At 46.0% G+C, this 13,144-nt stretch carries 12 protein-coding genes and 1 pseudogene; 5 read left to right on the top strand and 8 right to left on the bottom strand.

Annotated elements, in window-relative coordinates:
- Positions 1-90: 90 nt before the first annotated feature.
- Positions 91-1,632: a long-chain-fatty-acid--CoA ligase LcfB gene (gene lcfB / locus V6D41_RS11480; protein ID WP_333518287.1), complete on the top strand. Its 1,542-nt coding sequence runs from the start codon at positions 91-93 to the stop codon at positions 1,630-1,632.
- Between the two features lie 39 nt (positions 1,633-1,671).
- Here lcfB and V6D41_RS11475 read toward each other — a convergent pair whose 3' ends face one another.
- Positions 1,672-2,067, bottom strand: coding sequence for a hypothetical protein (locus V6D41_RS11475; protein ID WP_333518286.1), 396 nt, complete (start codon positions 2,065-2,067; stop codon positions 1,672-1,674).
- A 148-nt stretch (positions 2,068-2,215) separates the two neighbouring features.
- Here V6D41_RS11475 and V6D41_RS11470 point away from each other — a divergent pair, with 148 nt between their 5' ends.
- Complete coding sequence (locus V6D41_RS11470; protein WP_333518285.1) at positions 2,216-3,493, top strand: M48 family metallopeptidase; 1,278 nt, start codon at positions 2,216-2,218, stop codon at positions 3,491-3,493.
- 38 nt (positions 3,494-3,531) lie between these two features.
- On the opposite strand, the gene aprE is transcribed toward V6D41_RS11470, so the two are convergent.
- Positions 3,532-4,677 (bottom strand): subtilisin AprE, encoded by a 1,146-nt coding sequence (gene aprE, locus V6D41_RS11465; RefSeq protein WP_333518284.1) that lies wholly within the window; start codon positions 4,675-4,677, stop codon positions 3,532-3,534.
- 442 nt (positions 4,678-5,119) lie between these two features.
- On the opposite strand from aprE, the gene V6D41_RS11460 reads away from it, so the two are divergent.
- The 3 genes from V6D41_RS11460 to V6D41_RS11450 all read left to right on the top strand — a co-directional run bounded on the left by V6D41_RS11460 (position 5,120) and on the right by V6D41_RS11450 (position 7,859).
- Complete coding sequence (locus tag V6D41_RS11460; protein WP_333518283.1) at positions 5,120-5,569, top strand: GNAT family N-acetyltransferase; 450 nt, start codon at positions 5,120-5,122, stop codon at positions 5,567-5,569.
- Positions 5,570-5,637: 68 nt separating this feature from the next.
- Positions 5,638-6,630, top strand: a complete 993-nt coding sequence (locus V6D41_RS11455; RefSeq protein ID WP_333518282.1) for an NADPH:quinone oxidoreductase family protein — start codon at positions 5,638-5,640, stop codon at positions 6,628-6,630.
- A gap of 257 nt (positions 6,631-6,887) precedes the next feature.
- On the top strand, positions 6,888-7,859 hold the full coding sequence (locus V6D41_RS11450; protein ID WP_333518281.1) for an ABC transporter substrate-binding protein: 972 nt from the start codon (positions 6,888-6,890) through the stop codon (positions 7,857-7,859).
- A 31-nt stretch (positions 7,860-7,890) separates the two neighbouring features.
- Here the strand turns inward: V6D41_RS11450 and phoE are convergent, their stop codons facing one another.
- From phoE to V6D41_RS21530, 6 genes and pseudogenes are all read right to left on the bottom strand, one after another.
- Positions 7,891-8,472 (bottom strand): phosphatase PhoE, encoded by a 582-nt coding sequence (gene phoE, locus V6D41_RS11445; protein ID WP_333518280.1) that lies wholly within the window; start codon positions 8,470-8,472, stop codon positions 7,891-7,893.
- 70 nt (positions 8,473-8,542) lie between these two features.
- Complete coding sequence (locus tag V6D41_RS11440) at positions 8,543-9,637, bottom strand: acetyl-CoA C-acyltransferase (protein ID WP_333518279.1); 1,095 nt, start codon at positions 9,635-9,637, stop codon at positions 8,543-8,545.
- Position 9,638: 1 nt separating this feature from the next.
- Positions 9,639-11,078 (bottom strand): acyl-CoA synthetase, encoded by a 1,440-nt coding sequence (locus V6D41_RS11435; protein WP_333518278.1) that lies wholly within the window; start codon positions 11,076-11,078, stop codon positions 9,639-9,641.
- Positions 11,079-11,082: 4 nt separating this feature from the next.
- Entirely contained in the window at positions 11,083-11,643 is a 561-nt protein-coding gene (locus tag V6D41_RS11430; protein WP_148964197.1) for a biotin transporter BioY, read from the bottom strand.
- A 134-nt stretch (positions 11,644-11,777) separates the two neighbouring features.
- Positions 11,778-12,602, bottom strand: coding sequence for a methyl-accepting chemotaxis protein (locus tag V6D41_RS21535; RefSeq protein ID WP_442893063.1), 825 nt, complete (start codon positions 12,600-12,602; stop codon positions 11,778-11,780).
- Positions 12,582-12,959, bottom strand: a pseudogene (locus V6D41_RS21530) (protoglobin domain-containing protein); the annotation flags it as partial. The gene V6D41_RS21535 and the pseudogene V6D41_RS21530, both read right to left, overlap by 21 nt.
- Positions 12,960-13,144 lie beyond the last annotated feature (185 nt).

The following is a 13,144-nucleotide window of genomic DNA, read 5'->3' as shown; positions in this document are numbered from 1 at the left end:
CTTGAGTGTTTTTTTGTGTTTCTCTATAATGAAGAAGAAAGCTTATCTTCAATAATGAATGACTGTTCATTCACTATAAGGGGTGGGAGAATGAATCTCGTTTCGAAATTGGAAGAGACAGCATCTGAGAAGCCCGACAGCATCGCATGCAGGTTTAAGGATCACATGATGACGTATCAGGAGCTGAATGAAAGAATTCAGCGATTTGCGGACGGCCTTCAGGAAGCCGGTATGGAGAAAGGGGACCATCTTGCTTTGCTGCTTGGCAATTCGCCGGATTTTATCATTGCATTTTTTGGTGCGTTAAAGGCTGGGGTCGTGGCCGTGCCTATCAATCCGATGTATACACCGACAGAAATCGGTTATATGCTGACAAATGGCGATGTAAAAGCGATCGTGGGTGTTGATCAGCTTTTGCCGCTGTATGAAAGCATGCATGAATCACTGCCGAAGGTTGAGCTCGTCATTTTATGTAAGACGGGAGATGCCGAGCCCGAAGCTTCAGACCCAGAGGTCAGAATGAAAATGACAACGTTTGCAAAAATAGCGCGCCCGACATCTGCCGCTAAACAAAGCCCAAAGCTTGTCCCTGATGATAACGCGGTTATTTTATATACGTCAGGAACGACCGGAAAACCGAAAGGCGCGATGCTGACCCATCAGAATCTGTACAGCAATGCCAACGATGTCGCCGGCTATTTGGGAATGGATGAGAAGGACAATGTCGTCTGCGCTCTTCCTATGTTCCACGTGTTTTGTTTAACGGTCTGCATGAATGCTCCGCTGATGAGCGGCGCAACTGTCTTAATTGAACCTCAATTCAGTCCGGCATCTGTTTTTAAGCTCGTTAAGCAGCAGCAGGCGACCATTTTTGCAGGTGTTCCTACGATGTATAATTACTTGTTTCAGCATGAGAACAGTAAGAAAGATGATTTTTCTTCCGTCCGGCTGTGCATTTCGGGGGGCGCGGCCATGCCAGTCGCGCTGCTGACGGCATTTGAAGAAAAATTCGGCGTTACCATTTTGGAAGGCTACGGGCTCTCGGAAGCCTCACCTGTTACATGCTTTAACCCGTTTGACAGAGGCAGAAAACCGGGCTCCATCGGGACAAGTATTTTACATGTCGAAAACAAGGTCGTAGATCCCCTCGGACGCGAGCTGCCCGATCATCAGGTCGGCGAATTAATCGTAAAAGGCCCCAATGTGATGAAGGGCTATTATAAAATGCCGATGGAAACAAAGCATGCGTTAAAAGACGGGTGGCTTTATACGGGGGACTTGGCTAGACGGGATGAGGACGGCTATTTTTACATTGTTGACCGGAAAAAAGACATGATCATTGTAGGAGGATACAACGTGTATCCTCGTGAGGTGGAGGAAGTGCTGTACCGCCACCCGGATGTCAAGGAGGCGGTTATCATCGGCGTGCCGGACGCCCAAAGCGGGGAAGCGGTAAAAGGGTATGTTGTACCGAAACACTCTGGCGTAACAGAAGCAGACATCATGCAACACTGTGAAAAACATCTGGCAAAATACAAACGGCCTGCCGCCATAACGTTTCTTGACGATATTCCGAAAAACGCGACGGGGAAAATGCTCAGGCGGGCGCTGAGAGATATTTTGCCTCAATAAAATGAAAAAGCGAAGCGGCGAAGCTTCGCTTTTTCATTTTCAATCCTTTGCTTCTTTTTTCACAATGTTCAGCAGCGCCTTTGTGTCGCTTTTATTTAATTTGTAGTACGTGCCGTCCTTCAAATAAACGGCTTGCTGGCTGCCGTCAATCCATAGTCTGAATGAGTCGTACCGGTCTTTATGAAACTTGATTGTCCCTTCGTAATCAGGGGTTGATGTTTTGTCTGTCTTCAGCTGTTTTCCCTGATTCATAATGTCCAGCATATCTTTGACGTTCTGCCTTCTTTCGATCTCGATATCTTCCCCGCCGCTTGAAGACAGCGTGATCAAATCCGCATCTACCGATTGATACACATCGCCTGACCGGCTGTAAAGATAGAAAAATGCAAGAAACACAAGACCGATAACCAAGATGGCTGCCACTAATTTTTTCATTTGCATCACTCCAAACATTGTTAGTTTTCCCAGTGATCGGGCTTTCCATGCTTAAAAGGGCGGAAAAGTACGGCGCATAGCTTGGTTCTAAGAATTTAAATTTATGATTACAATAGAAGTAACGGGTTAATGTGAGGAGTGAGGCGTTATGCGCAAGTGGATTGCGGCGGCAGGGCTTGCTTACGTGCTGTACGGGCTGTTTTTTTATTGGTATTTTTTTCTGTCTGGTGATTCCGCAGTACCGGATGCTGTGAAAGGGACGCAGGCTGACCCGGCTTCTTTCATGAAGCCGTCTGAATTGGCAGTGGCGGAGCAGTATTCAAATGTAAAGAATTTTTTATTTTTTATCGGGATTCCTCTTGATTGGTTTCTGTTCTTTGTATTGCTGGTCAGCGGCGTTTCAAAGAAAATAAAGAAATGGATGGAAGCGGCCGTGCCTTTTCGGTTTTTGCAGATCATTGGTTTTGTGTTTGTGCTTTCGCTGATCACAACGTTGGTGACGCTGCCTTTAGATTGGATAGGCTATCAAGTATCGCTTGATTACAACATTTCCACACAGACAGCGGCCAGCTGGGCTAAGGATCAGGTTATAGACTTTTGGATCAGCTTTCCGATCTTTACGCTTTGCGTTGTTGTGTTTTATTGGCTGATCAAACGGCATGAAAAAAAATGGTGGTTATACGCTTGGCTGTTAACAGTACCGTTTTCGCTGTTTCTGTTTTTTATTCAGCCTGTCATTATCGATCCTTTATACAATGATTTTTATCCGCTGAAAAACAAAGAGCTTGAAAGCAAGATTTTAGAGCTGGCAGAAGAAGCCGAGATTCCGGCTGATCATGTATATGAAGTGAATATGTCTGAAAAAACAAATGCGCTTAATGCCTATGTCACAGGCATCGGAGCCAACAAACGGATTGTATTGTGGGATACGACGCTGAACAAACTTGACGATTCAGAAATCCTCTTTATTATGGGCCACGAAATGGGCCATTATGTCATGAAGCACGTCTATATCGGATTGGCTGGCTATTTGCTCGTGTCGTTCGCTGGATTTTATGTCATTGATAAGCTTTATAAGCGGACGGTCCGCTTTACCCGCAGTATGTTTCATTTGGAGGGACGGCATGACCTTGCAGCCTTGCCGCTGTTGCTGCTTTTGGTGTCTGTTTTGAGCTTTGCGGTCACGCCTTTTTCTCATGCTGTCTCGCGTTATCAGGAGAATCAGGCTGACCAGTATGGGATCGAGCTGACGGAGAACAGAGAAGCGGCTGTTAAAACGTTTCAGGATTTGGCCGTGACGGGACTGAGCCAGGTTGATCCTCCGGTGCTTGTAAAAATTTTCAGAGGCAGCCACCCTTCGATCATGGAGCGGATTCAACACGCGGAAAAAGAAGAGAATAAACCAGAACAGGATCATGACAAATAAAAAGAAGCAGGTATGGAGGAACCTGCTTCTTTTTGATATTATTGTGCAGCTGCTTGTACATTGATTAGCCCTTTTCCATAATAGAAAGAGCTTCCAAGGTATGTTGTAGTGCTCTCTAAACGATTACGGACTTGTGTGTTTGTCCAAGTCGGGTGCTTAGAAAGAATTAACGCGGCTGCTCCGGCAACGTGAGGAGTCGCCATTGACGTTCCGTTGTAAGCACCGTAAGTGCCTCCAGGAAGTGTGCTTTGGATAGATACGCCAGGAGCCATCACATCAAGCTCAGAACCTACGCTTGAGAATGAAGCTCTTTGGTTGCTGCTGTTTACCGCACCTACCGCGATGGTAGAAGGATATTTCGCAGGATAGCCGACCGTGCTTGAGCTTCCGGACGTGCCTTCGTTTCCGGCTGCGACCGCAACGACGATACCGCTGGAAACGGCTTTATCAACTACTGTTTTCAGCGCTGTAGAACCAGAAGGTCCGCCAAGGCTCATGTTGATAACGTCCATATTGTTGGAAATGGCCCACTCAATGCCGTTAATAATCCAGCTGTATTGGCCGCTTCCTGTTGAATCAAGAACTTTTACTGCATATAACGATGCGTTCGGCGCTACGCCCAGAACACCGATTGAGTTATTAAGAGCTGCAATCGTACCGGCTACATGCGTGCCGTGAGAACTGCCGTCTTGGTATGGGTTTGTTTCAGAAGGTACGAAGCTTGCTCCGCCTCTCACGTTTAAGTCAGGATGAGAAGAGTCAATTCCGCTGTCGATAACAGCTACTTTTACGTTAGACCCTGTATAGCCTTGAGAGTGAAGAGCCGGCGCTTTAATTTGAGAAATGCCGTAAGGAACAGATTGCGCATATTCATGTGCAATATGATCTTCTTCCACATATGCAACGCTCGGATCTTGTTTCAATTCTTTTACTGTTTTTGCATCCAATGTTGCTGCGGCTGCGTTAACATACTTAAACTGCTTTTGAACTTTTCCGCCTTTCTCAGAAATAACATCCTTTTTCTTGGCGGAGCTCATGGCACTCATTGTCTGTTTAAATCCGACAATGTACTTCTTTTCTGTACTGCTTTTTCCGGCGGCCTGCGCAGACATGTTGCTGAACGCCATCGTAAAGATTAACGTTAACGCAAACAACAAGCTGATCCACAATTTTTTGTTTCTCACTCTTTACACTCTCCCTTTTTCAAAAATTCAGACTAGACTTACTTAAAAGACTATTCTGTGAATTTATTGTAATAGATGGAATAATATTTTAGTAGACCTATTTTTTTGCGATGATTTTATCTCTATTTAGGTATATCATCTCTCGCTATTTCTGTAGAGTCTCGAAACAACTAAATTCATACAGAAAAGAATGAAAATAGACATGAGTAAATGTTCATTATGTTGAAATGCCAAGCTTTTTCAGGTTAAATGCTCCTGAGTCCTAGCAAATTCCTGTCGAAAAAAATCCTTCAAATGACCTGCATGTGTTTCCATGAGATCAATGGATATTATCGTGATATTTTTTCTATGTATGCTGATAAAAGTATTCTGAAAATAAAATTCACATAAAATTCTATTAAAGTTAAAGTAAAGCGATTATAGATAGAGAGGAAGAAATGAGATGAACATTCGCCAAGCAAAGACATCAGATGCAGCAGCTATCTGGCCGTTATTTAACCAGTATCGGGAATTTTACAAGCAGGCGTCCGATCTGAAAGGGGCAGAGGCTTTTTTGAAAGCGCGTCTGGAAAATCACGAGTCTATTATTTTGATAGCTGAAGAAAATGGAGAATTCATAGGTTTTACCCAGCTCTATCCAACGTTTTCTTCTGTGTCAATGAAAAGAATCTACATATTAAATGACTTATTCGTCGCTCCTCATGCGCGAACAAAGGGAGCTGGCGGGCAGCTGCTGTCTGCCGCAAAGGATTATGCTGCGGAAAACGGGGCAAGTCGTTTATCGCTTCAGACTGAAGACCACAACCTGACGGCAAGAAGCTTATATGAGCAAAACGGCTATGAAGAGGATACTGCATTTGTCCATTATCGTCTCAATGTGCCGGCGAAGTAACATTGAAGCTTGATGATTTGGTTTTTAACGTTCTTCGGTTACAATAGAAACGAAAAGGAGTGTACCGAATGTCAACGTTATTTCAAGCATTGCTGGCAGAGAAAAATGCCGATGATGTTTCAGTCCATGTGAAAACCATGTCAACAGAGGATTTGCCGAAAGACGGTGTCCTGATTAAAATGGCTTATTCCGGCATCAATTATAAGGATGGTCTGGCTGGAAAAACCGGCGGCAATATCGTCAGTGAGTATCCGCTTATTTTGGGCATTGACGCCGCGGGCACGGTCGTCTCTTCCAATGACCCGCGTTTTGCCGAGGGGGATGAGGTAATTGCGACAAGCTATGAGCTCGGTGTCTCCCGCGATGGCGGATTAAGTGAATATGCTTCAGTGCCTGGTGACTGGCTGGTGCCTTTGCCGCAGAATCTTTCGTTAAAAGAAGCGATGGTGTACGGAACGGCGGGATTTACCGCGGCGTTATCGGTGCATCGGCTTGAACAGAACGGCCTGTCTCCGGATAAAGGGAGCGTGCTTGTCACTGGAGCAACCGGCGGTGTCGGCGGAATTGCAGTATCGATGCTGAACAAGCGGGGCTATGATGTGGCGGCAAGCACTGGAAACCCGGAGGCGGCTGATTATTTGAAGCAGCTTGGTGCAAGCGAAGTGATTAGCAGGGAAGATGTCTATGACGGAACGCTTAAGGCGCTGTCCAAGCAGCAATGGCAGGGAGCGGTTGATCCTGTCGGCGGAAAACCGCTTGCCTCGCTTCTAAGCAAAATCCAATATGGCGGATCTATCGCGGTAAGCGGTTTAACCGGCGGGGGGGAAGTGCCTGCAACGGTGTATCCGTTCATTCTTCGCGGGGTCAGCCTGCTCGGAATCGATTCAGTGTACTGTCCGATGGATGTCAGAACCTCTGTGTGGGAGCGTATGTCTTCTGATCTTAAACCTGATCAGCTGCTGGCCATTGTGGATAGGGAAGTATCGTTGGCGGAAGCGCCGGCTGCGCTAAAAGATATTTTGCAAAATCGCATTCAAGGAAGAGTCATTGTGAAGCTTTAACAGGATCAGCTTGCAGAGAAAGCTATATTTTTCTGCAAGCTTTTTTATGTACATGGGTTTGTACTGCTGCGCCCTGAAAACAATCTTTCATTTACCATTATCGTCCTGCTTCATTACAGTGAAAAACAAGTTTTTCCTGTAAGCTGAACTTTCTCATCTCATTTCAAAAAAGTTAGTGATAATGATTCTCATTCCGTGTTATACTATCTCTTGGATATCTTACCCTTAGAAACTACATACAGGAGAGACATGGACATATGAAAAAAGCACTGATGGTTCTTACAGTTTTGCTTCTTTCTGTTTTAACAGCGGCCTGCTCGTCTTCAAGCAGCAATCAAAACAGCAAAGAAAATAAAGTAGCGGTAACACACGATTTAGGGAGGACAAATGTGCCTGAGCATCCGAAGCGGGTTGTTGTGCTTGAACTTGGTTTTATCGACACGCTGCTTGATCTAGGCATTACACCTGTAGGGGTGGCCGATGACAATAAAGCGAAGCAGCTGATTAACAAGGATGTCTTGAAGAAAATTGACGGCTACACATCTGTCGGCACCCGCTCACAGCCAAGCGTGGAAAAAATCGCTTCATTAAAACCGGATTTAATTATTGCCGATACGACCCGGCATAAAAAGGTATACGATCAGCTCAAAAACATCGCACCGACGATTGCGCTTGATAATTTAAACGCGGATTATCAGGATACAATTGACGCTTCACTTACGATTGCAAAAGCGGTCGGCAAGGAGAAGGAAATGGAGAAAAAGCTGACGGCGCATGAGGAAAAGCTCAATGAGACAAAACGAAAAATCAGTGCTAACAGCGAATCCGTGCTGTTAATTGGAAATACAAATGATACAATTATGGCCAGAGATGAAAATTTCTTTACATCCAGACTTTTAACACAGGTCGGCTATCAATATGCGATCAGCACGTCAGATAACAGCGAATCAAGCAATGGCGGCGACTCAGTGAACATGAAAATGACACTTGAGCAGCTGCTGAAAACAGATCCGGATGTCATCATCCTGATGACAGGAAAAACAGATGACATTGACGCGGACGGCAAACGCCCGATCGAAAAGAATGTGCTTTGGAAGCAGCTGAAGGCAGTGAAAAACGGACATGTGTACCACGTGGATCGTGCGGTATGGTCTCTGCGCCGCAGTGTGGACGGGGCGGATGCCATTTTGGATGAGCTTCAGCGAGAGATGCCGACTGTGAAGAAATAAAAGGAAAAGACAGGCAAACGCCTGTCTTTTCTTATTTGATAAAGCCGGATAAGTGGCTGTTAATATTATAGTCTTTAATCCGCCATTTCTCTTCTGCAAATTCTATGTTGCTGAGGCAGGCGTTGACGAGGCGCGTGCTTTGCAGCTCTGGGTCACCGCCGGAAATTTCCGTCAGCAGTGCGTGAATCGCTGCACCGTGAGCGACGATCAGCACCTTCTGGTTTGGATACGCGTGATTTACTTTGACCAAACCGCCCATCAGCCTGTCAGTGAGTACTTCTAACGTTTCCATATTCGGATAGATTTTATCCGGATAGCGCTTTGTCCGCTCTTCCAGCAGCATGCCCTCCGCATCGCCGTAATCGCGTTCTTTAAAGTCATCCATTTCGACAATCGGAAGATGCAGATATTCATTAATGATTTCCGCGGTTCTTTTCGCTCTTTTCAGCGGGCTCGTCACAATGACATCCCAAGAAAAATCCTTTACATATTTTCCGGTTTCTCTTGCTTGGCGTTCACCTGTCGCGTTCAGCGGAATATCGGTTTTGCCTTGGCATTTTTGCTGCAGGTTCCAATCGGTTTCTCCATGTCTTACTAAGCAAACGGCTGTCATAAAATCCCCTTCCTGACTTTGGTCATATCGCTATTATACTAAATCAAAAGCACGCATCCTATGAAAAAGCCTATGCCATAATTTCAAATAATAAAGCAAGACCGATTCCGCCGCCGCTTCCGATGGCCGCAACGGCATATTGACAGTCTGTCCGTCTTTGCGCTTCATAAAACAATCTGGTTACCAGAGCTGCTCCTGATGCGCCGTACGGATGGCCGAGAGCTAACGCGCCGCCGCGCACATTGATTTTTGAAAAGGGGATGCCGAGTTCTTGAGAGCAGACACAAATTTTGACGGCAAAGGCTTCATTGATTTCATATAAATCGATATCATCAGGTGTTAAATTGTGTGTGATTAAGAGATTACGGATCGCATCAACCGGTGCAGCGGGCGGATAGTTTGGGTGAATCCCGCTGACGGCGCTGCCGATAAACCGGAGCACTGGCTTAAGCCCTAGGGCTGCCGCTTTTTCTTCTTCCATTACAAGGAGAGCAGCCGCTCCGTCTGATATGCCGCTGCTGTTGGCTGCTGTAACCGTTCCGGAACTGGTGTCGAAAACCGGTTTTGCACGGGAAATAATCGCTTCTATCGGCCGCTTTTTCAGAAATGCTTCGTCCATCTCTAATTCTCCGAGAGGAACAATTTCTTGACGGTAAAATCCTCCATCATGTGCGTTTCTGCTGCGTTGATGGCTAAGAAGCGCATATTCATCCTGCTTTTTTCTGCTGATGGAATAGCGTGCTGCCGTATATTCCGCTGCGATGCCCATGTCGGGATCACCGATTGCATCTGGAGAAAACCGGGCCCGTTCTGAAAAGGGCGATTGGCTGCTGCTTTCTGAGCCGCCCGCGATATACATCGTTCCGGCTCCCGCTTGAATGAGACTGCAGGCATAGCGTACAGCTTCAAGGCCGGAGCCGCACTGTCTGTCAATCGTCATCCCGGGAACCGATAAAGGCAGTCCGGCTTGCAGAGCTGACAGCCTGGCGAGATTGCCGCCTCTTCCGGTCGCGTTTCCGAGAATCACCTCGTTGATTTGATCCTCTAGCTTTCGGCTGAGACAGCTGATGATAGGAGCCGCCAAATCCTCCGGCAGAAAGTGATTCAGCAGCCCGTTTTGTTTTCCAAAGATCGTTCGTTTTGCATCAACAATAACCGCATTCAAGTTACACTGCACCCTCTTCTAGCCATTTCCTCACGCTGGAACGGGCGATTTTTCCGCTGCTCGTTTCCGGCAAGCAGTTTGTAAACACCCATTTTTTCGGAATTTTGTAGGATGCCAGTTTCTGTTTGCACAAGGCTTTCAGCTTTCTGGCATCAGTGTTTCCGTGAATGACAGCTACAGCGATTTCTCCCCAATACTCGTCCGGGATTCCAACGACAGCCGCGTTTTCAACCTCTGGACAGGAGAGAAGCACACGTTCAACTTCTTCTGGGAAAATATTTAATCCTCCGTACACAATCATCCCGTTTTCTCTTCCTGATATGTATAGAAAGCCATCCTCATCGACAAAGCCCATATCATCCACTGTCATCCAGCCGGATTCATCTAGTGCGCTGCCGTTGACATAGCCGGAAAACCGCATCGGGCTTTTGACAAATATTTTTCCGATTTCTCGAGGCTGACAGCGTTCTCCCGCAGCGCTGCGGATTTCAATCTGGACGTTGTGAAAAGGGCGGCCGGCTGAATGCGGCTTCCGTTTGCTGTCTTCCGGTGAGGAATATGTCACAAAGCTAAGCTCTGATGTGCCGTAAAAATCGTATAGCTTGAGATGAGGCCATTTTGCGGCCAGCTTTTTCTTAGATTCTGCCGGCCAGTCTGCACCCGATGAAATGATTTTGACAGGACTATTGGGAAAGGCCTCAATTCGAGAAAGGGCGTCTGTCATCGTCGGTACGGCAAAGAGAACGCTGACAGATTTACCGTTCAGCCATTCCTTCGCTTGAGTAGGGGAGAATTTTTTCAGCAAGCAAACGGTTCCCCCGAGAAACAAGGTGCTGACAGCCCCATATAGGAAGTGAGAGGACATTAACGTCCCGGGAATCAGAACCTTATCATCTGATGAAATCGAAAAATCAGTTTCCGTACACGTAAAGCTCTCCATCCATGAGCGGTGAGAACGTGTGAAGGCCTTCGGTTTTCCTGTCGAGCCAGACGTAAATCCCATATAAAAAGGGTGCTCTGGATCAATGATAGGCACGGGATCAGCGGATGCCTCCGAAATATCTGCCGTACAGTTATCCAGCAAAACAACAGGTGTCTTGTTATCTATCAGTTTGTTTTTGAAAAAGGCTGAAGTAACCACAAGATCCGCATCACTTATGGACAGCCGCTCCTTGCATTCAGCCGCGCTCCAGCGTGTGTCGATGGGAACTGCCGTGCACCCCGCCGCTGCAGCTCCGGCAAACAGCTGTAAAAACGCCAGGCTGTTCGGGAGCAGGATCGCCACACGGTTTGGCATGTTCGGCTGCGACCGCAGCCAATTTGCGGTTTGAGAGACTAGTTGAGCCCAGTCTCGGTATGTGATTTGCTCCGATTCAGTATGGATCGCCACACGGCCGGGCGATCTTTCGGCAATAGATGAATAGGTATGAGTAATTGTCATGGAATCAGCCTCCTTTCGTAAACATCGTATCAGAAAGAGACAAGGCTTGGGTGATTTTTATCGCCACAAACGCAGATACAGCTGCTTTTATCAAATCACCAGGCACATATGCAAGGCTCATGAAGGCGGCCTGTGACAAATCAATATGCATGATAAAAGCTTGTACTGGTATACCGAGCAGATAAATAAAGATGATGCCGAATACAATATGTGTGAAAAAGAGACGCAATACAGTCACTTTTCGCAGTCTGGAAACGGCTAAACTGATCAGCCACGAAGCGAAGGGATAAGCGATCAAAAAGCCCGCGCTCGGCCCGAAAAAAACGCCAAACCCGCCTCGTCCGCCGGGCAAAAGCGGCGCTCCGAAGGCAACGAGCAGCAAAAAGACAAGCTGGCTTAAGAAAGCAGACTTAGGCTTGAGGATGCTGCCTGCCAGCATGACACCAAGCGTTTGTAATGTAATCGGAACGGGTGTAAAAGATAAGAAGAGAGGAGGCATAAAGCCAAGCACTGCCATCAGTGCAGTAAAAATGGCAATATGCATCATGTCTATTAATCTCAGCATGTGAAATCCTCCAAACAGTAATAAAATATGGTTATACAATAAATGTAGACAATTATTATGTCAACTTAATTTTAATTTAAGTTGACATAATAAACGTGAAAAAACCGGCTGCTTGGCAGACCGGTTTTTGATGTTTATTCTTCTGTCAGGATAACAAGCGAATCAACAGATGCGGCCACGTGAGAAACGGCGCGGCTGACTTCCTGAAGCCCTCCAAGAAAGGCCTGCAAATCGACGTCGATTTTGCCTGATTGCTCTTTGCTGACTTTCATGCTGTGGACGATTTCATCGAATAGGCGGTTAATTTGCGTCATTTTTTCTTTACTATCGCTGACTAGCCCATTCACGTCTTTGATATGCTTTGAGACGATTTCGATTTGTGTATTCGTATTGTTCACAAGCTCAGACACGGTAGAGACCGTTTTTTTCGTGTCCTCAGAAAGCTTCCGCACTTCATTAGCCACTACCGCGAAGCCTTTACCGTGTTCACCGGCGCGGGCAGATTCAATAGAAGCATTGAGCGAGAGGAGGTTTGTTTGTTCAGCAATGCCAGTGACGATGCCGAAGATTTTTTCAATCTGCTGGGCGATCTCATCCAGCTTGACCATTTCTTTTTCGATTTGGACAAGGCTTGTGTCGATTTTGTTCATTTGTTTTTGCTGGATTTCAAGCTCTTTTTTCCCGCCGATCGACTTTTCTTCAACGGTGCCGGATGTCACTGTGCCGGCTTTGGATGCTTCAGAAATGCCTTCAGATTTGTCCACAAGCTCTTGAACAGATCTGCTCGTTTCTGAAAACAGATTTGCAATCGACCCAGAGGTTTCTTGAATTTTCTGGTGAAGAAGGTTTTTCTTTTCCTCTTGTTCATCACGGGTTTGATTGTACTCGCTTTGAAACGCATCAAGGACAAGCTGCTGTTCCAAGTTCAAGATTTTAGTTGTCGCTTTAATCGCTTTCAACAGTTCCTTATGGTCTGTAATAGACGATTCGTAAATGTTAATCATTGACAAAAGCAATTCTTGAAAGGCGCCCATATACCATTTTGGCTGAAGGCCGATTCTTAAATGAATGGAGGCGATTCGGTTTCGCTTTTCGATAAATTCATCATCGATAACGCCTGCAAACATTTCCTGAATATGCCGTTTTAGCGTTTGTTTTAAGCGGTCAACTGAGCTGTGGTCATTGATGATGTCCATTAAAGAGCTTTCGTGGTCAAGGTTTTTATAAAACGCATCGACGATGAATACGATGTGTTCTTGTATTAATGGCTGAAGCTGCTCTAAAGCGGAAAGCTCGGCATCTCCTAATCTGACCATTTTGAGCTGTTTTTTAACATCCGCATGTTTGTTTGTGAGCTGAATGCGGTTTTTTTGCTGTCCGTTTGACTCAGAAAAATAGGCGGTTTCTTGTTTTCTATCTTTTTTAAATAACAATACTGTGTCCCCCTTGGGAAAATATAATGTTTACCTTTTGGCTTTTTAAGCCTTTTTCTTTTTTATCG

This window comes from Bacillus sp. 0102A, assembly GCF_036765155.1.
GTDB lineage: Bacteria > Bacillota > Bacilli > Bacillales > Bacillaceae > Bacillus > Bacillus subtilis_G.
This window is presented reverse-complemented; position numbering and strand designations above follow the sequence as displayed.